This window comes from Bordetella genomosp. 5 (assembly GCF_002261475.1).
Lineage (GTDB): Bacteria > Pseudomonadota > Gammaproteobacteria > Burkholderiales > Burkholderiaceae_B > Bordetella.
In genome coordinates this window covers 228,896-248,107 of record NZ_NEVN01000008.1, presented here as the reverse complement: position 1 = coordinate 248,107, position 19,212 = coordinate 228,896, and the positions used below count along the sequence as shown (strand labels likewise).

21 protein-coding genes are annotated in these 19,212 nt (G+C 67.3%); 9 read left to right on the top strand and 12 right to left on the bottom strand.

The genetic code is table 11. The features are described from left to right. The first annotated feature begins 45 nt into the window (after positions 1–45). The 5 genes from CEK29_RS15640 (at position 46) to garL (ending at position 5,066) form a co-directional block, all read left to right on the top strand. Positions 46–975, top strand: a complete 930-nt coding sequence (locus tag CEK29_RS15640) for a dihydrodipicolinate synthase family protein (protein WP_094858636.1) — start codon at positions 46–48, stop codon at positions 973–975. Between the two features lie 177 nt (positions 976–1,152). Further along, on the top strand, positions 1,153–1,872 hold the full coding sequence (locus CEK29_RS15635; protein ID WP_094802213.1) for a FadR/GntR family transcriptional regulator: 720 nt from the start codon (positions 1,153–1,155) through the stop codon (positions 1,870–1,872). 85 nt (positions 1,873–1,957) lie between these two features. Then, positions 1,958–3,067, top strand: coding sequence for an Ldh family oxidoreductase (locus CEK29_RS15630; protein WP_094802211.1), 1,110 nt, complete (start codon positions 1,958–1,960; stop codon positions 3,065–3,067). Positions 3,068–3,221: 154 nt separating this feature from the next. Then, a complete protein-coding gene (locus tag CEK29_RS15625; protein ID WP_094858635.1) occupies positions 3,222–4,214 on the top strand; it encodes a Bug family tripartite tricarboxylate transporter substrate binding protein in 993 nt (330 codons plus the stop codon). Between the two features lie 78 nt (positions 4,215–4,292). Beyond that, positions 4,293–5,066: a 2-dehydro-3-deoxyglucarate aldolase gene (gene garL, locus CEK29_RS15620; protein WP_094801922.1), complete on the top strand. Its 774-nt coding sequence runs from the start codon at positions 4,293–4,295 to the stop codon at positions 5,064–5,066. A 93-nt stretch (positions 5,067–5,159) separates the two neighbouring features. Here garL and rpsT read toward each other — a convergent pair whose 3' ends face one another. The 10 genes from rpsT to CEK29_RS15570 form a co-directional block, all read right to left on the bottom strand. Next, positions 5,160–5,423 (bottom strand): 30S ribosomal protein S20, encoded by a 264-nt coding sequence (rpsT, locus tag CEK29_RS15615; protein ID WP_094801920.1) that lies wholly within the window; start codon positions 5,421–5,423, stop codon positions 5,160–5,162. A 370-nt stretch (positions 5,424–5,793) separates the two neighbouring features. Next, positions 5,794–6,786, bottom strand: coding sequence for a FecR family protein (locus tag CEK29_RS15610; protein ID WP_094801918.1), 993 nt, complete (start codon positions 6,784–6,786; stop codon positions 5,794–5,796). 344 nt (positions 6,787–7,130) lie between these two features. Beyond that, complete coding sequence (gene murJ / locus CEK29_RS15605) at positions 7,131–8,708, bottom strand: murein biosynthesis integral membrane protein MurJ (RefSeq protein WP_094858634.1); 1,578 nt, start codon at positions 8,706–8,708, stop codon at positions 7,131–7,133. Between the two features lie 116 nt (positions 8,709–8,824). After that, positions 8,825–9,583 (bottom strand): 3-hydroxyacyl-CoA dehydrogenase, encoded by a 759-nt coding sequence (locus tag CEK29_RS15600; RefSeq protein WP_094801914.1) that lies wholly within the window; start codon positions 9,581–9,583, stop codon positions 8,825–8,827. Positions 9,584–9,682: 99 nt separating this feature from the next. Then, positions 9,683–10,339, bottom strand: coding sequence for an adenylate kinase (adk, locus tag CEK29_RS15595; RefSeq protein WP_094801912.1), 657 nt, complete (start codon positions 10,337–10,339; stop codon positions 9,683–9,685). A 94-nt stretch (positions 10,340–10,433) separates the two neighbouring features. Then, positions 10,434–11,198: a 3-deoxy-manno-octulosonate cytidylyltransferase gene (kdsB, locus tag CEK29_RS15590; RefSeq protein ID WP_094801910.1), complete on the bottom strand. Its 765-nt coding sequence runs from the start codon at positions 11,196–11,198 to the stop codon at positions 10,434–10,436. 50 nt (positions 11,199–11,248) lie between these two features. Further along, positions 11,249–11,428: a Trm112 family protein gene (locus CEK29_RS15585; RefSeq protein WP_094801909.1), complete on the bottom strand. Its 180-nt coding sequence runs from the start codon at positions 11,426–11,428 to the stop codon at positions 11,249–11,251. 75 nt (positions 11,429–11,503) lie between these two features. After that, positions 11,504–12,538: a tetraacyldisaccharide 4'-kinase gene (gene lpxK / locus CEK29_RS15580; RefSeq protein WP_094858633.1), complete on the bottom strand. Its 1,035-nt coding sequence runs from the start codon at positions 12,536–12,538 to the stop codon at positions 11,504–11,506. Position 12,539: 1 nt separating this feature from the next. Next, entirely contained in the window at positions 12,540–12,959 is a 420-nt protein-coding gene (locus CEK29_RS15575) for an ExbD/TolR family protein (protein WP_094858632.1), read from the bottom strand. Then, a complete protein-coding gene (locus CEK29_RS15570) occupies positions 12,956–13,567 on the bottom strand; it encodes a MotA/TolQ/ExbB proton channel family protein (RefSeq protein WP_094801904.1) in 612 nt (203 codons plus the stop codon). The genes CEK29_RS15575 and CEK29_RS15570 overlap by 4 nt, the downstream gene beginning before the upstream one ends. Before the next feature lie 354 nt (positions 13,568–13,921). On the opposite strand from CEK29_RS15570, the gene xseA reads away from it, so the two are divergent. The 3 genes from xseA to pcaF all read left to right on the top strand — a co-directional run bounded on the left by xseA (position 13,922) and on the right by pcaF (position 17,422). Beyond that, positions 13,922–15,289: an exodeoxyribonuclease VII large subunit gene (gene xseA / locus CEK29_RS15565; RefSeq protein WP_094858631.1), complete on the top strand. Its 1,368-nt coding sequence runs from the start codon at positions 13,922–13,924 to the stop codon at positions 15,287–15,289. A 93-nt stretch (positions 15,290–15,382) separates the two neighbouring features. Continuing rightward, positions 15,383–15,961: a superoxide dismutase [Fe] gene (gene sodB / locus CEK29_RS15560; RefSeq protein ID WP_094801900.1), complete on the top strand. Its 579-nt coding sequence runs from the start codon at positions 15,383–15,385 to the stop codon at positions 15,959–15,961. Positions 15,962–16,216: 255 nt separating this feature from the next. Then, complete coding sequence (pcaF, locus tag CEK29_RS15555) at positions 16,217–17,422, top strand: 3-oxoadipyl-CoA thiolase (RefSeq protein ID WP_094801898.1); 1,206 nt, start codon at positions 16,217–16,219, stop codon at positions 17,420–17,422. A 106-nt stretch (positions 17,423–17,528) separates the two neighbouring features. On the opposite strand, the gene CEK29_RS15550 is transcribed toward pcaF, so the two are convergent. Further along, positions 17,529–17,993 (bottom strand): DUF192 domain-containing protein, encoded by a 465-nt coding sequence (locus CEK29_RS15550; protein ID WP_094801896.1) that lies wholly within the window; start codon positions 17,991–17,993, stop codon positions 17,529–17,531. 389 nt (positions 17,994–18,382) lie between these two features. Beyond that, complete coding sequence (locus CEK29_RS15545; RefSeq protein WP_094801894.1) at positions 18,383–18,628, bottom strand: cold-shock protein; 246 nt, start codon at positions 18,626–18,628, stop codon at positions 18,383–18,385. 222 nt (positions 18,629–18,850) lie between these two features. Here CEK29_RS15545 and clpS point away from each other — a divergent pair, with 222 nt between their 5' ends. Beyond that, positions 18,851–19,165, top strand: a complete 315-nt coding sequence (gene clpS, locus CEK29_RS15540; protein ID WP_094801892.1) for an ATP-dependent Clp protease adapter ClpS — start codon at positions 18,851–18,853, stop codon at positions 19,163–19,165. Positions 19,166–19,212: the final 47 nt, after the last annotated feature.

The following is a 19,212-nucleotide window of genomic DNA, read 5'->3' as shown; positions in this document are numbered from 1 at the left end:
CACTTTCGCGCCGCCGTGCGCCGTCCGATACGAGGATTCAGGCTCATGAAAACCACCCCGGTCACCCCCGCCGACCTGCAGCGTTCCGTGATTGCCGTGCCGCCGCTGGCGCGCCACGCGGACCTTACGCTCAACGAAGAGGCCAACCGCAAGCTGCTTGGCCATCTCGAGGCGGGCGGGGTGCGCAATGTGATGTACGGCGGCAATGCGAATTTCTACAACGTTGCCGTGAGCGAGTACGCGCGCATCGTCGATTTTCTGGCGGAAGCGGCCGGCCCGGATACCTGGGTGCTGCCCTCGGCCGGTCCCGACTACGGCAAGCTGATCGATCAGGCCGCGATCCTGCGCAGCCGCGCATTTCCGACCGCCATGCTGTTGCCGATGTCGTTCCCGTACACGGATGCGGGCCTGGCCGACGGCGTGCGGCGCTTCTCCGATGCCCTGGGCAAGCCGGCCGTGGTCTACATCAAGGCGGCGGATTATCTGCGTCCGGACACGGTGGCGAAGCTGATCGAAGAAGGGCGCATCGTTGCGCTCAAGTACGCCGTCGTGCGCGAAGATCCTTCGCGCGATCCCTATCTCACGGCCTTGCTGGCCGAGGTGGAATCGCGCTGGATCGTGAGCGGTATCGGCGAGCGTCCGGCGGTCGAGCACTACCGTCATTTCGGTCTGAAGAGCTTCACTTCGGGCTCGGTGTGCCTGGCGCCGCGCGGCTCGATGCGCATCCTGCAGCTGCTGCATAAAAGCCGTTTCGACGAGGCCGACGCGCTGCGCGAGCAGTACATGGCGCTGGAAGATTGCCGCGACGAGATCAGCCCGCTGCGCGTGCTGCACGACGCGGTGACGCTGGCCGGCGTGGCCGACATGGGTCCGATGCTGCCGTTGTTGAGCAATCTGTCGGCCGATGAAAAGAAGCGCGTCGAGCCGGTGGCGCGTGCCCTCTACGCCTGGGACCGCGAGGCGGTGCCCGCCTGAGGGCGGCTGGCCGCTAGCCGCGCGCCGCTCGCCGCGCGCCGCTAGCCGCGCGCCGCTCTCCACGCGTTGCATTCAAGCGCAGGTGCGCGGCGGAGGCTACGATAGCGTTCGCCGTTCAGATGTACAGGAGTCCGCGTGCCCCGTAAGACCTCGTCCGAGAAGCAAGCCGAGCCCGTGATGGTGGCCGAGGCCGCGCCGCTGGAGCGCGGCCAGCGCGTGCGCCTGGCCGATCAGCTCTATGGCAAGATCTTCGAAAGCATCGCGTCCGGCCGGCTCAATGTCGGCGACAAGCTGCCGTCCGAACACGAGATCTGCGATCAGTTCGGCGTGTCCCGCCCGGTGGTGCGCGAAGCGCTGTTGCGCCTGCGCGCCGATGGGCTCGTGACCGCGCATCAGGGCCTGGGCACCTTCGTGAGCCATCAACCGGCGCCGCGCCTCAAAACCTTCCCTGACGTCCAGAACGTCGGTGCCTATCTGCGCGCCCAGGAGGTCCGGGTTGCGCTCGAAGGCGATGCGGCGCGGCTCGCCGCGCTGCGCCGTAACGACGAACAGCTCGAGCGCATCGCGGCCGCGCATCGCGCCTTCGTCGCCGCGCTGGAGCAGGGCCAGGTGTCGGCCGAAGCCGATCTGGCCTTTCATGCCAGCATTGCCGACGCGAGCGGCAACGATTTTTACTGGGGCGTGCTCGAGAACATCCATGAGGCCATCAGCGGCTTCATGCGACTGAGCCTGAGCCTGACCCGGACCGGTTCGCGCCAGCGCGCGCAGCGCGTCGCCGACGAACACGCCGCGATCCTGTCGGCCATCCGCGAGCAGGATGGCGAGCGCGCGCGCGTCGCGATGCAGTTTCACCTGGGTCAGGCGCGGCACCGCCTGGTCGACCGGGAGCGCGACTAGCCGCGGCGTGCCGGCCGCAACACGTACCAGACATCGGGGCATCAGACCCCAGGGAGACAACGTGCAGGACAGCGGCAAGCAAAATATGACGACGGCGTCTCTGGCGCCGGGAAGGGTTTCGTTCGCGCAGATCCGCGAGCAGATCGATGTGATCCTGCGCGCGTGGGGCATGCCTGCCGACCTGGCGGCCATCACCGCCGAACTCATGGCGCAGACCGATCTGCTGGGCGTCGATTCGCATGGCATCTCAATGCTGCCGGCCTATGAAGACAAGCGTGCCGCGGGCACGCTGCGCCTGGATGCCCGGCCGCGCATCGTGCGCGAGGGCGGGTCGAGCGCACTGATCGATGGCATGGGAGGCCTGGGCCACCCCGTGAGCGCGCAGGCGATGCGCCTGGCCTGCGACAAGGCCCTCGAACATGGCGTGGGTGCCGTGGCGGTGCGCAACTCGCATCACTTCGGCGCGGCGGGCGTGTATGCCCGCATGGCCGTCGAGCGCGGGCTGGTGGGTCTGGTGACCAGCAGCGCCACCACGCTGATCCTGGTGCCCACGCACGGCGCCATGCCCATGCTGGGCACCAATCCGATCGCCTTCGCGGCGCCGGCGGCCCAAAACGAACCGCTGGTGCTCGACATGGCCACGACCACGGTCGCGGCCAACAAGGTCAAGGTGTACGACTATCACGGCAAGACGCTGCCGTCGGGCTGGGCCGTGGACGGGCAGGGCACGCCGATCACGGATTCGGCGCAGGCCATGCACTTCATCTTCAAGCGGGCGGAGGGCGGCCTCACGCCGTTGGGCGGCACGGCCGCGATGAGCAGCCACAAGGGCTACGGGCTCGCGCTGATGGCCCAGGTGCTGGGCGGCACGCTCGGCGGCAGCTCGCTGGCGGTGCGCCAGCAGGCACTGCGCAAACCCGGCGATCCCGACGACGTGGGGCACTTTTTCCTCGCGCTCAATCCCGATGCCTTTCGCGATGCGGGCTCGTTCGAAGACGACCTCGACGAGCTCATCGACACGATGCGCGACACGCCGCCCGCCAATGCGGCCCAGCCGGTGCTGGTGCCGGGCGATCCCGAGGTGGCCGCGCGCGACGAGCGCATCCGCTCGGGCGTGGCGCTGGCGCCGGCCTTGATCGAACGCCTGGCGGCCATCTGCGAACGCAGCGGCGCGCCGTTCGTGCTGCGCGGCTGACGCGCCTCGCCGTTCAGAACCACAAACGCCGCCAGGGTGGTTGCGCACGCAAGCAACCATCGAGCGGCAGCCGTCCGCCGGCATCAGGCCGGCAGGACAGCCCGGACAGGTAGGTGCAAGGGGTCCGGGTCTACCACCACAACAGGAGACATCCATGAAACATCGCCGTAACTTGCTGCGCAGCCTTGTGTCTGTCGTCGCGCTCTCGATCGGGAGCTGGGTCGTGCCCGCCGCCGCCCAGGCCCAGGGCGCCTATCCGGACAAGCCGGTGCGCCTCATCGTGCCGTTCCCGCCCGGAGGCAGCACCGACGCCGTCGGCCGCCTGCTGGCCGCGGAGCTGGGCAAGGATCTGGGGCAGACCGTCATTGTCGAGAACCGCGGCGGTGCGAATGGCAACATCGGCTCGGATGCCGTGGCCAAGTCCGCGCCCGACGGCTACACGCTGCTGCTCTCGGGCGTGGGTTCCAATGCGATCAGCTACGCGCTCTATCAGAGCATGCCGTACCAGGACAGCGACTTCGTGCATATTTCGCTGTTGGCGACCGGGCCCAACGTGCTGGTGGCCAACAATGATTTCCCCGCCAAGACCTTTGCGGACTTCATCAAGCTCGCCAAGGAAAACCCGGGCAAGTACACCCATGCGAGCTCGGCCAATGGCTCGTCCGGTCACCTGGCAATGGAAATGCTCAAGCAGGCGGCCGGCATCGACCTGGTGCATGTGCCGTACAAGGGCGGCGCCGCCGCGATCACCGACACGATCGGCGGGCGCGTGAACGTCCTGTTCTTGAATCAGGACAACCTGCTGCCGCAAGTGCAGGCGGGCAAGGTGCGCGCGCTGGCCGTGGCCAGCGCCAAGCGCAATCCCGCCTATCCCGATGTGCCCACCATCGCCGAATCGGGCTATCCCGGCTTTGCGGCGGAATCGTGGTTCGGGCTGTCGGCGCCCAAGGGCACGCCCGCACCGGTCGTCGACCGTCTGCACAAGGCCACCGTGAAGGCGCTGGCGCAACCCGAACTCAAGAGCAAGCTCGAAGCCGTCGGCTTCGTGGTGGTGGGCAATGGCCCCCAGGCCTTCTCGCAGTTCGTGAGCGCCGAGATCGACAAGTGGGGCAAGGCCGCGCGCGCGTCGGGCGCCCGCATGGATTGAGGCCGGGCGTCCGCCCGTGTCATGATGAGGCGCGCGCCATGGGTGGCGCGCGCCAAGTAGTCGGAGAACCGCAACACTATGACTTCACCTTTCCCCAATCGCTTTCGCCAGCGCATTCTCGCGCGCGAGCGGGTCATCGGCTTCTGGATGTGCATGTCGAGCCACATCACCGCGGAGCTCGCCGGCCTGGCCGAGTTCGACTGGCTGCTGCTCGATGGAGAGCATTCGCCCAACGAGGTGCCCATGTTCCTGCAGCAGCTGCAGGCGCTGCAGGGCAGCGGCAGCGCGCCGGTCGGGCGGCCCACCTGGAATGATCCCGTCGAGATCAAGCGTCTGCTCGATATCGGCTTCTACAACCTGCTGATTCCGTTCATCGAGTCCGAAGACGACGCGCGCCGTGCCGTTGCCGCCACGCGCTATCCGCCGCAAGGCATGCGCGGCGTGGCCGGCCTGCAGCGCAGCAACCGCTATGGCACGGTGCCCGACTACCTGAACACGGTCAACGACAACATCTGCGTGCTGCTGCAGATCGAGAGCCGGCCGGGCGTCGAGGCCGTCGATCAGATCGCGGCGGTCGAGGGCGTGGACGGCGTCTTCATCGGCCCGTCGGATCTGGCCGCGGGCCTGGGGCATCTCGGCAATCCCGGCCATCCCGAAGTGCAGGCAACGATCCGCCACCTCTACGAGCGCGTGAGCGCCGCCGGCAAGGCGGTGGGCATCCTGGCGCCGGTCGAGGCGGATGCGCGCCGCTACATCGACATGGGCATCCATTTCGTGGCGGTGGGCACCGACCTCGGCATCTTCAAGCAGGCGACCTTCGCGCTGCGCGAGGCGTTCCCGACGCCCAAGTGACGCTCGGGTCGAGCAAATAAAAAAGGATGCCCGGAGGCATCCTTTTTTATTTGCCGACTCGTGTCGCCCCTCGAGAGGGGCGGCACGTCACAATCAGGCCAGCGCCTTGACGGCGGCAGCCAGGCGGCTCTTGTGGCGAGCAGCCTTGTTCTTGTGGATGATGTTCTTGTCAGCCACGCGGTCGATGACGCTGGTCGCTTTGCGCAGCGTTTCGCCAGCAACAGCCTTGTCGCCGGCTTCGATGGCCTGGCGAACACGCTTGATGGCGGTGCGCAGCATCGAGCGCAGGCTGGAGTTGTGCTTGTTACGCTCAACCGATTGGCGAGCGCGCTTGCGGGCTTGGGCGGTATTGGCCATGTTGCTTAAAAAGTAGTGAATTCGGCAAAGTCAGACATTGTATCAAGTCTCATGGGTAATGCAAGCCCCATGTGCAGACAGGCACAGGATCCGACCAGAACGCCGACGGGTTGATCTGTAGTGGAAGTGCAACAACAAACCGCTGCGAGGCACTCGCCTCGTGCAGCTGCCGGCCCTTGTTGCCCGTGAGATAGCAGCAATGGCGCGGCGCGGATACGTCCGTGGTGGCCCGGATGAGGGGCTTGGGGGTACGCGCGGATTTGTCGTAACGGCGCAGGCTGGTCTGGGCGGGGAGGCGACTAGATGGGAAGCTCCAACCCCGCGAGACACACAGGGCTGCGGTCAGATCAACCGGCACAACGTTGCGATTTTATGTCGATACGCTGATAGACACAAACCATGGCGTCATACGGCTGACCTGGATGGGCATTTGCTGCTCCAGGGCGCGCAGCGCCGAATCGGTGTCGTCGAGCGAAAACATGCCGGTGACGGGCAGCCCGCCGGCCGCCATCGACACGCGCAGCGTGCCGTGGCGATACGGGCGCAGCGCGGCCACGACCTCGGCCAGCGGCCGGCCCTGCGCGTTGATCCAGCCGCGTTCCCAGGCGGCCTCGGCCGTGAGCTCGCTGCGCTCGGTGTCGAGGCGGGCGGCATCGAAGCGGGCACCCATGCCGGCGCGGACGGTGCCGCGGGCGCCGCCCACGGTCTCGATATCGACTTCGTTTTCGTGGACCACCACCAGCGTGCGGCGCGCCTGCTGGCGCACCATGTACTGCGTGCCGGGCGAGCGCACCACGCCTTCGGCGGTCTGGACCAGGAAGGGGCGGGCGGGATCGTGCGGCGCGGTGACCGACACGGCGCCTTCGAGCAATTGCAGGCGGCGGTAGCTGGAGGTGTATTCGAGGTTGATGCGGCTGCGGGCGTCGAGCAGGAGCTGCGTGCCGTCGGCCAATTGGTAGCGGCGGCGCTCGCCCGTGGCCGTGGCGGCGTCGGCCGCCACGCTGGCCAGGGGATAGAAATCGCGCACGGCGAGGACGCCGCCCGCGACGGCGGCGCCGCCCAGCAGGGCGGCCAGACCCAGGAAGCTGCGGCGGGCGGGTTGCTCCGGCGCTTCGGGTTGGGCGGCGATCTCGATCTCGATCGAGGGCGTGCGTGCCGGTGCGGTGGCGTATCCCGACGGATAGGCGTCACCGAGCCGCCCGGTGGTCGGGCCACCAAGCGCGTGTGTCAGTTGTTGCCAGGCGCTCTCGTGCATCGGGCTGGCATCGCGCCACGCCATGAAATTGGCGTAGTCGTGGCGCGTTGCTCGGCCCGAGCGCAGCAGCAGCAACCAGTTGATGACCTGGTCGGAGAGCGGCGGCATTTCGGTGGATATCACTTCTTTTTCCACGCTGGACCCTGTTGGGTCAAAGATTGCAGTCGGTAAATAATAGTCTTTTTTACGAAAAATTACCCTAGCGTAGCAGGGTGTGACGCCAAAACAAATGAAAAGATCCTGGCGCGTGCCAGGAAGTTCCCAGGTTTTTCTCGAAAAATTCCCTGATGTATCAAGGGAAAGGCGCAAAACCGCGCGTAGCGGTCAGTCTGCATTCTGAATATTGCAGTTGGTGTAACGTGTGCGCGAATGTTGCGGAATATTCCCGCAATGTCCCCGTTTTGTCCAGTCTGGCGAGCCGAAGGCCCGCCAGTCGCCCTGTCGCCAGGGGCTCAGGCCGGAGGAGGCGCGGTGCTCGTGGGGCGGCGGGTGAAGTCGCGAGGACGCGCGCCGAGCAGGAAAAGCACGCCGAAATAGGCGATGCCGCTGGCGGCCAGGACGCCGGCCAGCCAGCCGGCGCGCAGCAGGGGATAGCTCTGCAGCGCGATCCAGTCGAGGTTCTGGTCGGCCCACCAGAGCACCCCCGCCATGGCGGCGAGGGCGGGCAGGGTGCGCACCAGGAAGCGGCCCCAGCCCGGACCGGGCTGGTAGACGCCACGGCGGCGCAGGCCGGTGAGCAGGGCCAGCGCGTTGATGCAGGCGCCGAGCCCGATCGCCAGCGCCAGGCCGGCGTGCGCCAGCCACGGCACGAACACCGCGTTCATCACCTGGGTGAGGATCAGGATGACGATGGCGATCTTGACCGGCGTGCGGATGTCCTGCTTGGCATAGAAACCCGGCGCCAGGATCTTGACGGCCAGCAGCCCGATGAGGCCGACCGAATACGCGATCACGGCGAGGCGGGTCTGGCCCACGTCGGCGGCCGAGAAGGCGCCGTAGTGGAACAGGGTGGCGACCAGGCCGTCGGAGAGCAGGGCGAGGCCCAGCGCCGCCGGCAGACCCAGCAGCAGGGTCAGACGCAGGCCCCAGTCGAGCAGCGCGCTGTAGCCCGCCTGATCGGCCCGGGCGTGGGCAGCCGACAGGCTGGGCAGCAGCACGGTGCCGAGCGCGACGCCCAGCAGGGCGGTCGGAAACTCCATCAGACGGTCGGCGAACGACAGCCAGCTCACGCTGCCCGGCGTCAGCCAGGTGGCGATGTTGGTATTGATGAGCAGGGAGATCTGCGCCACCGAGACGCCCAGCGTGGCCGGCCCCATCTGGCGCAGGATGCGCTGTACCGTCGGGTCGGCCCAGGCCTGGCCGATACGCATGGAGAACCGGGGCGTGAGCCCCAGGCGTGCCAGGGCCACCCACTGCACGGCCAATTGCGCGACGCCGCCCGCCATCACGCCGAGCGCGAGCGCGTAGATCGGCACGTCCAAACGCGGCGCAAGCCAGACGCAGGCGACGATCATGGCGACGTTGAGCAGGACCGGCGTGAAGGCCGGCACGGCGAACCGGCGCCAGGTGTTGAGCACGCCGGATGCAAAGGCGATCAACGACATGCAGAGGATGTACGGGAACATCACCCGCGTCATCCACACCGCGGCGCCGAACTCGGTGTCCTGCCCGGAGCCGCGCAGCCCGCTGGCCATTGCGGTGACGATCCAGGGCGCGGCGACGATGCCCACCACGGTGACGAGCATGAGCGCGAGGGTCAGCAGCAGCGCGACGCGGTCGAGCAGGGTGCGCACCGTTTCTTCGTCATGCTGGTTGCGCGCCGCGCCGAGGATGGGCACGAAGGCCTGCGCGAAGGCGCCTTCGGCGAACAGGCGGCGCAGCAGATTGGGAATGCGGAATGCCACCCAGAAGGCATCGGTGAGCGGTCCGGCTCCGAAAGCGCGCGCGACCAGGATGTCGCGGGCGAGGCCCGTGATGCGCGAGAGGAGCGTGAAGCTGCTGACGGTAGCGGCCGAACGGAGCAAAGCCATGGGTGGAGAACGTGAAAATTCGGAAAAAGGCGTGGCGTTCTGGCAAGGCGGCAGGCCCCAGACCAAAAACGCCGGACAATCCGGCGCTTTTGATCGGGTAGGCCGTGCCAGCGTGCTTACTTCGGCGGCATGCGGATCGCGCCGTCGAGGCGGATCGTTTCACCGTTCAGCATGTCGTTGGTGATGATGCTCTGGACCAGCTTGGCATAGTCTTCCGGGCGGCCGAGGCGCGCGGGGAAGGGGATGCTCGCGGCCAGCGAATCCTGCACTTCCTGGGGCATGCCGAAGATCATGGGCGTACCGAAGATGCCCGGCGCGATCGTCATGCAGCGGATGCCGGTCTTGGCGAGGTCACGCGCGATCGGCAGGGTCATGCCGGCCACGCCCGCCTTCGAGGCGGCGTAGGCGGCCTGGCCGATCTGGCCGTCGAACGCGGCCACGGAGGCCGTGTTGATCATCACGCCGCGCTCGCCCGTGCTTTCGGGCTCGTTGGCGCTCATGGCCTCGGCGGCCAGGCGCATCATGTTGAAGCTGCCGATCAGGTTGATCGACACGACCTTCTGGAACAGGTCCAGCGGGTGCGCGCCGTTCTTGCCCACGATCTTGGCGGCCGGCGCGACGCCGGCGCAGTTGACCAGACCGAACAGCTTGCCCAGACCGAGGGCGGCCTGCACGGCGGCGCGGCCATCGGCTTCCTGGGTGACGTCGCAGTGCACGTAGACCTGGCCGAGCTCCTTGGCCAGCGCCTGGCCCGGTTCGTCCTGCACGTCCGCGATGACGACGCGGCCGCCATTGGCGACCAGCATGCGCGCGGTGCCCGCGCCCAGACCGGACGCGCCGCCGGTCACGATGAATACCTTGTTCGTGATTTCCATATCAGATGTTCTCAAACGCAGTGGAATTCATGGCGGCTCCGCCCGGGGGGAGCCGTGAGGGGCGGCGCGGCCCGCGCGCCGCCGGTCCGGTGAAGCGGCTCAGTCTTTCAGCGCCTCGAACACGCGGCCCTTGATCTCTTCGACGGCGCCCACGCCCGAAATCTTGCGGTACTTGGGGGCGGCGGCGGCGTCCTGCGTGGCCCAGCCGGCGTAGTAATCGACCAGCGGGCGCGTCTGCTTCTGGTAGACGGCGAGGCGATTGCGCACGGTGTCTTCGCGGTCGTCGTCACGCTGGACCAGGTCTTCGCCGGTCACGTCGTCTTTGCCTTCGACCTTGGGCGGATTGAAGCGCGTGTGGTAGCTGCGGCCGCTGGCCGGGTGCACGCGACGGCCGCTCATGCGCTCGATGATGTCTTCTTCGGGCACGGCGATTTCGACCACGTAGTCGAGCTTGACGTTGGCGTTCTTCAGCGCGTCGGCCTGCGGAATCGTGCGCGGGAAGCCGTCGAACAGATAGCCGTTGGCGCAGTCGGGCTGCTTCAGGCGATCCTGGACCAGACCGATGATGATCTCATCCGACACCAGACCGCCCGCGTCCATCACCTTCTTTGCTTCGAGGCCCAGCGGGGTGCCGGCCTTGACCGCGGCGCGCAACATGTCGCCGGTCGAGATCTGAGGGATCCCGTATTGTTGGGTGATGAAAGCGGCTTGGGTGCCTTTGCCGGCGCCGGGCGGTCCGAGCAGGATGAGACGCATGAGTGCTCCAGAAGAGGGATTGGTTTTTTATAGTCGGGGGCGATTATGCCGCAATGCAGCAGCGCGTGTTGGGCCGGACCATGAGACATAACCCTTATAACCGATTTGCGTACGCGGCCCGCACGCGTTCGAGATCCTCCGGCGTGTCCACGCCCGCCGCCGGCGCCGCGGGCGTGCGCAGCACCGCGATCGTGTAGCCATGCTCCATCGCGCGCAGTTGTTCGAGCGATTCGAAACGTTCGAGCTGACCCTGCGCGAGCGTGGGGTATTGCCGCAGGAAGGCCACCCGGTACGCATACATGCCGATGTGGTGCAGCGCCGGCAGGCCGGGCGCCATTACGCGCTCGCCGGTGGCCAGGGCATCACGGGCCCAGGGGATCGGTGCGCGCGAGAAATAGAGCGCGCGGTCGGCGGCCGTGCAGACCACCTTGACCACGTTCGGATTGAAGAGCGCCTGCGCGTCGGCCAGCGGGCAGGCGCAGGTCGCGATCGCGGCCTCGGGCGCGTCGACCAGACGCTGGGCGACGGCGTCGATGAGCGCGGGCTCGATCAGGGGCTCGTCGCCCTGCACGTTGACCACGATTTCATCGTCGGTGAGCTGCAGCTGAGCCACGGCCTCGGCGAGGCGGTCGGTGCCGGTCGGGTGGTCGGCGCGCGTGAGCAGGGCTTCGAAGCCGTGTGCGCGGGCCGCGGCCCGTACGCGTTCGTCGTCGGTGGCGATCGCCACTCGGCGCGCGCCCGACAGAACGGCGCGTTCGGCCACGCGCACGACCATCGGCTTGCCGGCGATATCGGCCAGCGGTTTATCGGGCAGGCGTGTCGACGCGGTGCGCGCCGGGATCAGGGCGACGAAGCTCAAGCAGAGGCTCCGGAAAGGATCAGGAAGAGCAGGGCGTGCGCCCGCAGGGATCAGGCTTCGGTGGCGGGGTCGAGCACGCGCGCGTCCTGCTCGAGCATGACGGGGATACCGTCGCGCACGGGGAACGCCAGTCGGTCGGCGTGGCAGACGAGCTCGGACGCTTGCCGCTGGAAGTCGAGGCGGCCCTTGCACAGCGGGCACACGAGGATGTCGAGGAGGCGGGATTCCATGGCGCGATTCTATCGGAGAAAAAAGGGCGCCTTGGGCGCCGGACAATGGGGCGATGGTACCACCGCCCGTGCGAGTCAGCGGGCCGTCGCGTCGCGCAGGCGGCGATCGACCCACGCCAGAAAACCCGGGTCGGAGAAGCGCGCGCCGACCTCCACCACCCATAGCCGCGGGTCGGTCAGGGCGGCGCACTTGATGGCGTCCTTGGCGGTGATCAGGATCGTGTCGGCCGACAGACCCGCGAACGGCGAGCTGGTGTAGGCGTAGTGGTCGGGCAGGCCGAGTGTGGTGGCGGGATGCACGCCTGCGGCCGCCAGCGTGGCGAAGAAGCGGGCCGGGTTGCCGATGCCCGCCACCGCGGCCAGGCGCGCGGCGGGCAGGGCCGCGAAGGCCGAGAGCGGCCGGGGGTCGCCCGTGGTCAGCTGCGTGACCCGCGTCGGCTCGAGGTGCATCGTCACGCGGCGCGGGGTCGCGGCCGTGGCGGGCGGGGCAGGCGTGGTGGCGTCGTTGGTGACGATGGCGTCGACCTCGTCCAGGCGCGACGGCGGCTCACGCAGCGGCCCGGCGGGCAGCATCAGGCCATTGCCGATGCCGCGCGCGTCCTGCACGACGATCTCCAGGTCGCGCGCGAGCGCCAGATGCTGCAGGCCGTCGTCGGACACGATCACATCGACCTCGGGGTGCGTCCGCAGCAGCGCGGCCGCTGCATCCGCACGGCGCGGATGCACCGAAATGGGCGCGCCCGTGCGGGCCGCGATGAGGGCGGGCTCGTCGCCGAAGCGGGCGGGATCCACCTCGCCCTGACCGACGCGAGGTTCGCCTTCGATCTTGACGCCGTAGCCGCGGCTCACCACGCCGGGGTGCCAGCCGAGTGCGCGCAGGCCCTCGGCAACGGCGATGACGACCGGGGTTTTGCCGGTGCCCCCGACGTAGATGTTGCCCACCACGACGACCGGCACCGGCGCGCGCCATGCCGTGCGGCGGCCGTCGCGATAGGCCGCGCGCTTGGCGGCGACCACGCGTTCCGCGATCGCGGCGAGGGGTTGCAGCAGCCGGGCGAGCCAGCCGCGCCGAGCCCAGTGCCGGGCCAGGAAAGAGCCCCGGGCGGCCATGTCAGCGCGGCGCCTGGGCGGCGAAATTCACGCGCCCGATGCCGGCCTGCCGCGCGGCCTCCATGACATTCACGACGGACTGATGCGAGGCCTGGGCATCGGCATTGATCACGACCACCGGCGTGGTCTGGCTGCCGGCGGCCAGGCGCAGCGCGTCGGCCATGCTGGCGGGATCGGCGCCGTCGAGCAGCACGCCGTTCAGGGCGTAGTGGCCGTCCTGGCTGATGGCGACTTCGAGGGGCGCGGTGGCCTGCTCGTTGGCCGTGGCCTCCGGCAACGTGACCTTGAGCTGGGTGTAGCGCGCGAACGTGGTGCTCGCGGCCAGGAAAATCAGCATCACGAGCAGGACGTCGATGAGCGGAATCAGGTTGATGTCCAGCTCGTCGCCGCCGCGATGGCCTCGGCTGCCCCGGAAATTCATGCGCGCTCCTGACCCGGCGCCACCTGCCGCGCCAGGCGGGCGGCCGCTTGTTCCATCGTGTTGAGGTAGCCGTCGATGCGGCTGCGCAGGTAGCGATGCACCATCATCGCGGGAATCGCGATCAGGATGCCGAAGCCGGTGTTGTACAGGGCCACCGAGATGCCGTGCGCGAGTTGCGCGGGGTCGCTCGAGCCCGGGCTGTACGCGCCGAAGATCTCGATCATGCCGACCACCGTGCCGAACAGGCCCATCAGCGGGGCCACCATGGCGACGGTGCCGATGGCGGGCACGTAGCGGTTCAGGTCATGCGCAACGGCACGCCCGGTGTCTTCGACCGCTTCGCGCAGCACGGCGCGGGGCTGGTGGCGGTGGCGCAGCACTTCGGCAAGCACCCGGCCCAGCGGCGAGTTGCGCTCCAGGCGCTGCAGCGCTTCGGGGGTGTCCTGGTGGCTGCGCAGCATGTCGGCGACCTGATCCGGCAGGCCGCGCGGCAATATCTGGCTGCGGCGCAGGGAGAGCAGCCGCTCGAGGATCAGGGCCAGGCCGAACACGGACAGGGCCAGCAGCGGCCAGATGGGCCAGCCGGCATCGCGGATCAGGGTCAACAAAAGGGAGCTCCAGGGCGGAAGACAGGCGTGGAGGCGCGCGTGGCACGCCAGCCTTGTCCAAGGCCGAACTGTAACGGGCGCCCAGCCCGCAGGCAAGTAGGGACGGATCAAAACTATCCACAGATTCTGTGGATAATTCTGTGTAAAACTTCCCGGAAACGCGCATCTACGCTGGTTCCGCGCTAGGGTGGGCACGAAACGTGCGCAAGCCTTTCTCTTTATTTCTCTATTAAATCAAGTGCTTGCACGGAAAACGCTGGCGTTCCGGGCAGCCACTGGCGCGTTTTCAAATTTGAGGTATCATGCGAGCCCGTCAAACCGGGCCTGTGGACATATATCCCCTTTGGAAGCCTCATGACAATTGGATTTGCTGTCACAGATGACGCATTTACGCGGGAAATCCTGTCGGTTGCCCAGTTGAACCAGGCCGTAGGCCAGCTGCTGGAGCGCAGCGTGCCTGCGCTGTGGGTTCGCGGCGAGGTCTCCAATTTCACGCAGGCGGCCTCCGGCCACTGGTATTTCACCCTCAAGGACAGCCGCGCCGCCGTGCGCACGGTGATGTTCCGCGGGCGGGCGCAGTCAGTCGGCTTCGTGCCGCGGCCGGGTGATCAGGTCGAGGTGCGTGCCCGGGTGTCGCTCTACGAGCCGCGCGGGGATTATCAGCTTCAGGCCGATGCGATGCGTCGCGCCGGCGTCGGCAACCTCTACGAAACCTTCCTGCGCCTGAAAGAAAAGCTGGCGGGGGAAGGGCTGTTCGACGCCGAGGTCAAGCGCACGCCGCTGCGTCTGCCGCGGGCCATCGGCGTGATCACATCGCTTCACGCCGCCGCGCTGCGCGACGTGCTGTCTGCCCTGGCGCGCCGTGCGCCGCAGGTTCCCGTGGTCATCTATCCGGCGCCCGTGCAGGGCGCAGATTCCGCGCCCCGCCTGACGGCTCAGCTGCAGCGCGCCAATGCGCGCGCCGAGGTCGACACGCTGCTGCTGGTGCGGGGCGGCGGCAGCATCGAAGACCTCTGGAGCTTCAACGACGAAGACCTCGCGCGGGCGATCGCCTCCAGCGCGATTCCCGTCATTTGCGGTGTGGGCCACGAGACGGATTTCACGATTGCCGACTTCGTGGCGGACCTGCGCGCGCCCACGCCCACGGCCGCGGCCGAACTGGCCTGCGTGCCGCGCGAAGACCTGCTCGGCGCGACCCGCCACGCGGCGCAGCGGCTGATGCGTGCGCAGGAGCGCCGTCTCGACCAGGCCGCGCAGCGGCTGGACCGGGCCGCGGCCCAACTGATTTCACCCGCCCAGCGCCTGGCGCACCAGCGCGAGCGGCTCAATACGCTGCGGCACCGCCTGGCGGCGGCCGGGCAGCGGCCGGCGCAGCAGCGCCAGAGTCGTCTGCAGGTGCTGATGCAGCGCCTGGCGCGCCGCGTGCCCGACACCGCGCGCGCTGGCGAGCGGCTCGAGCGCGTGGTGGCGCGCCTGGCCCGCACGCAGCGTCAGGGCATCGACGGCGCCGAGCGTCGTCTGGCGGCGGTGGCCGCGCATCTGCGCGCGCTCGACCCCGACAACACGCTGCAACGCGGCTATGCCATCGTGCGCGATGCGCAGGGCGCCATCCTGACCGACGCTGCCGCGATGCATGCCGGCGACCGTGTGCGCATCGATCTGGCCCGCGGCCGCGCCGAGGCCGACGTGGTGTCCGCCGAGCCCGACCGCCCCGTCCCTTAACCCACGCCAACGCGGGGTTAAGCGTGGTGGTGGCATGAACTGCCGATACAATGTCCCGGCTTGATCGTGCACCCACAACAGAAGGAATCGACGATGGCACATACTCTTCCCCCTCTGCCGTACGCGCTCGACGCGCTGGCTCCGCACATCTCCCAAGAGACGCTGGAATTCCACTACGGCAAGCATCACCAGACCTACGTCACGAACCTGAACAACCTGATTCCGGGCACCGAATTCGAAAACGCCTCGCTCGAAGACATCGTCAAGAAGTCCTCCGGCGGCGTGTTCAACAACGCGGCCCAGATCTGGAACCACACGTTCTACTGGCACAGCCTCTCGCCCAACGGCGGCGGCGAGCCCACCGGCGCCCTGGCCGATGCCATCAAGGCCAAGTTCGGCAGCTTCGACGCTTTCAAGGAAGCCTTCAACAAGTCGGCCGCCGGCAACTTCGGTTCGGGCTGGACCTGGCTGGTCAAGAAGGCCGACGGCTCCGTCGACATCGTGAACACCAGCAACGCCGCCACGCCGCTCACCACGGCCGACAAGCCGCTGCTGACCTGTGATGTCTGGGAACACGCCTACTACATCGACTACCGCAATGCCCGTCCCAAGTACCTGGAAAACTTCTGGGCACTGGTGAACTGGGAATTCGCCGCGAAGAACTTCGCCTGATCGATGCGTGTTCCCGTGTGTCCGGCCTGGCCGGACACCGCGACGGCCCGGCCCTGCGCCGGGCCGTTTGTCATGGTGCCGGCGCCGGGCGGCGCATGGGCCGGCACGGTGCAGGGCCGCACCGAGTCGGGGCCGGATGTCCAGTGGCTAGACAGCGTCCGCTGAACGGACATCCCGCGTTTGCACCAAGGTGGCGCCTGAAACCCTGCGGTAACATGCCCCGCATTGTCCGACTTCCCTCACATCGAGCTCGCCATGACTGTGCATGCCTTTATCTGTGACGCGATCCGTACTCCCTTTGGCCGCTACGGCGGTGCGCTCTCTTCGGTGCGCGCCGACGATCTGGCCGCGATTCCCATCAAGGCCCTGATGGCCCGCAATCCCAACGTGCGTTGGGAAGAGCTGGACGACACGATTTTCGGCTGCGCCAACCAGGCCGGTGAAGACAACCGCAACGTCGCGCACATGGCCACGCTGCTGGCCGGTCTGCCGGTCGACGTGCCGGGCTCCACCGTCAACCGCCTCTGCGGTTCGGGTCTGGACGCCATCGGCACCGCCGCTCGTGCGATTCGTGCGGGCGAAGCGGCGCTGATGCTGGCCGGTGGCGTCGAGAGCATGAGCCGCGCTCCGTTCGTCATGGGCAAGGCCGACTCGGCCTTCTCGCGCAACGCGGCCATCTACGACACGACCATCGGCTGGCGCTTCGTCAACAAGCTGATGAAGGCGCAGTACGGCGTGGACTCCATGCCGGAGACCGCCGAAAACGTCGCCGACGACTACAAGATCAGCCGCGAAGACCAAGACAAATTTGCGCTGGCCAGCCAGCAAAAGACCGCCCGTGCCCAGAAAGAAGGCGTGTTCGACGCCGAGATCGTGCCGGTGTCGATCGCCCAGCGCAAGGGCGATCCGGTCATCGTGGGCGTCGATGAACACCCGCGCGAAACCAGCCTCGAAGCGCTGGCCAAGCTCAAGGGCGTGGTGCGCGAAGGCGGTTCGGTCACGGCCGGCAATGCGTCTGGCGTGAACGACGGCGCCGTGGCCCTGCTGCTGGCGGACGAAAAATCGGCGGCCCGTCACGGCCTCACCCCGCGCGCTCGCGTGATCGGCATGGCCACCGCCGGCGTCGCGCCGCGCATCATGGGCATGGGTCCCGCTCCGGCCACCCGCAAGGTGCTGGCGCAGACGGGCCTCACGCTGGCTCAGATGGACGTGATCGAACTGAACGAAGCCTTTGCCGCGCAGGGCCTGGCCGTGATGCGTGACCTCGGTCTGGACGACAACGACCCGCGCGTGAACCCCAACGGCGGTGCGATCGCACTGGGCCATCCGCTGGGCGCCAGCGGCGCGCGTCTGGCCACCACGGCCATCAACCAGCTGCACCGCACCGGCGGCCGCTACGCGCTGTGCACCATGTGCATCGGCGTGGGCCAGGGTATTGCCCTCATCGTCGAGCGCGTCTGATCCGATTCGGATCGCCGTTCAGGGGTGGCTCGCGCCACCTCAAAAAACAGAGGCCCGGGACATCCCGGGCCTTTGTTCGTGAAGAGCGATGGGCCGACGCGCGCGCTCAGGGCAGGCCGTCGATCTTCGAGCCCGCCTTCAGGCCATGGCGTGCGAACCAGCCCTGGGCCATCTCCAGCGCATAACGCACCGGCTTGCGCGAGCAGTGCGAGTTTTCGGTTCGCGGCGCCATATCTTCGATATTGGTCACGGTGCCGTCATCGGCGATGAACGCGATCGACAGCGGAATCAGCGTATTGCGCATCCAGAAGCACTGCATGTCCGGGGCTTCGAAAACGAACAGCATGCCTTCGTTGCCGGGCAACTCGGTGCGGCCCATCAGGCCGATCTGACGCTTCTGGTCCGTATTCGCGAGCTCGGCCTGGATCACGTGGATGCCCGCCGAGAGCTGGGTCACGGGCAGGCGCGGTTGCGCGGACTGGGCCGAGGCGGCCAGCGGCAGCAGCGCGCTGGCGGCGAGAACGAGCGAACGCAGAAGAGAGCGGGCGGACGAGACGAAGGGCAGGGGCATGGTGCGGCGTAGGTGCGGGTTCGTGCGCGAGCGCGCGGGCGGCCTCATTGAACCACAAGCCCGCCTCGGATCGGTGGATTCGGGCCGGATCGAAGCGGGCCGGGGGATGCGAGGTGATCTTGCCAAGGCTGGCGAGGTGCGGCCGGCGAGGTGCGGCCGGCGGTACGATTTGCGGTTCGCGTGGCGGGAACCGCCGCTGCCCCCTAGAATAGAGGCTGGCGCGAGCATGTGACGCCGGTGCGGTAGGGGCGCGATTTGCGGGCGCAGCGATGGCCGGGTGGGTTTATAACCGCCGGCGTGCGTCGTGCAAATGAGAAAGGCGGGGCTCGCGCCCCGCCTCAGAGTCAATACCGGTGACGACCAGCGTGCGTATCACGCACTGCCCGGAATCAAGCCGACGTAATATTCAAAGCCTGTTTGCCCTTGGGACCTTGAATAATCTCGAAAGAGACTTTCTGGCCTTCTTTTAGGGTTTTGAACCCGTTCATCTGGATTGACGAAAAATGTGCGAAGAGATCTTCACCTCCGTCATCCGGAGTAATGAAGCCAAAACCCTTTGCATCGTTAAACCATTTGACGGTGCCCGTCGATTTAGGATTGTCCCCTTGGACAGTGGGTGCGGTCGTATCAGACATGCGGACTGCCTCATTGAATCGTATGTGGACGAAAGGGCTGTCGCCCAGCGTGCCGCCCTTCCGGGTTACGGTTGCGCTTTCAACGAGTTGAAAGGCCGCCGAATGCGTGGATAATGCGCTCCTTTTCTTTCCGTCGTCAAGTATGGAAACTACGCATTTCTGCGTGTAAGTTTGCGTAAGTATCGCGATTGAATTTGGCCGATTAAATAGAATAGCCGCCCTATGAGTTCTACCTTGGATTCCCAGAATGATGTGGTCGTGGAAAAGCAGCCGGCAAAGACCGCGCCGCCGCCCATGTACCAGGTCGTGTTGTTGAACGACGATTACACCCCCATGGAATTCGTGGTGAAGGTCCTGCAGAAATTCTTCGGCAAGAATCAAGAAGAGGCGACCCGCATCATGTTGCAGGTCCACCATGAAGGACGCGGGATCTGTGGGGTTTATCCGCGAGATCTGGCGGCCACGCGTATTGCGCAGGTCGCTCAGTACGCGCGGGCTCGGCAACATCCGTTGCAGTGTGTGATGGAACCCGTCTGAGGCCTTGTAGTTCGTGCGGCGATCGCACGTGGCAATCTGACATGCTC

Coding starts and splice junctions, on each gene's coding strand:
- murJ (WP_094858634.1), bottom strand. CDS start 8,708: ATGGCTTTGCTCCGTTCGGCCGCTACCGTCAGCAGCTTCACGCTCCTC.
- CEK29_RS15545 (WP_094801894.1), bottom strand. CDS start 18,628: ATGTCTGATACGACCGCACCCACTGTCCAAGGGGACAATCCTAAATCG.
- CEK29_RS15550 (WP_094801896.1), bottom strand. CDS start 17,993: ATGCCCCTGCCCTTCGTCTCGTCCGCCCGCTCTCTTCTGCGTTCGCTC.
- CEK29_RS15610 (WP_094801918.1), bottom strand. CDS start 6,786: ATGCCGCCGCTCTCCGACCAGGTCATCAACTGGTTGCTGCTGCTGCGC.
- CEK29_RS15630 (WP_094802211.1), top strand. CDS start 1,958: ATGACGACGGCGTCTCTGGCGCCGGGAAGGGTTTCGTTCGCGCAGATC.
- rpsT (WP_094801920.1), bottom strand. CDS start 5,423: ATGGCCAATACCGCCCAAGCCCGCAAGCGCGCTCGCCAATCGGTTGAG.
- xseA (WP_094858631.1), top strand. CDS start 13,922: ATGACAATTGGATTTGCTGTCACAGATGACGCATTTACGCGGGAAATC.
- CEK29_RS15640 (WP_094858636.1), top strand. CDS start 46: ATGAAAACCACCCCGGTCACCCCCGCCGACCTGCAGCGTTCCGTGATT.
- adk (WP_094801912.1), bottom strand. CDS start 10,339: ATGCGTCTCATCCTGCTCGGACCGCCCGGCGCCGGCAAAGGCACCCAA.
- clpS (WP_094801892.1), top strand. CDS start 18,851: ATGAGTTCTACCTTGGATTCCCAGAATGATGTGGTCGTGGAAAAGCAG.
- garL (WP_094801922.1), top strand. CDS start 4,293: ATGACTTCACCTTTCCCCAATCGCTTTCGCCAGCGCATTCTCGCGCGC.
- CEK29_RS15585 (WP_094801909.1), bottom strand. CDS start 11,428: ATGGAATCCCGCCTCCTCGACATCCTCGTGTGCCCGCTGTGCAAGGGC.
- CEK29_RS15635 (WP_094802213.1), top strand. CDS start 1,153: ATGGTGGCCGAGGCCGCGCCGCTGGAGCGCGGCCAGCGCGTGCGCCTG.
- CEK29_RS15625 (WP_094858635.1), top strand. CDS start 3,222: ATGAAACATCGCCGTAACTTGCTGCGCAGCCTTGTGTCTGTCGTCGCG.
- sodB (WP_094801900.1), top strand. CDS start 15,383: ATGGCACATACTCTTCCCCCTCTGCCGTACGCGCTCGACGCGCTGGCT.
- CEK29_RS15575 (WP_094858632.1), bottom strand. CDS start 12,959: ATGAATTTCCGGGGCAGCCGAGGCCATCGCGGCGGCGACGAGCTGGAC.
- CEK29_RS15600 (WP_094801914.1), bottom strand. CDS start 9,583: ATGGAAATCACGAACAAGGTATTCATCGTGACCGGCGGCGCGTCCGGT.
- lpxK (WP_094858633.1), bottom strand. CDS start 12,538: ATGGCCGCCCGGGGCTCTTTCCTGGCCCGGCACTGGGCTCGGCGCGGC.
- pcaF (WP_094801898.1), top strand. CDS start 16,217: ATGACTGTGCATGCCTTTATCTGTGACGCGATCCGTACTCCCTTTGGC.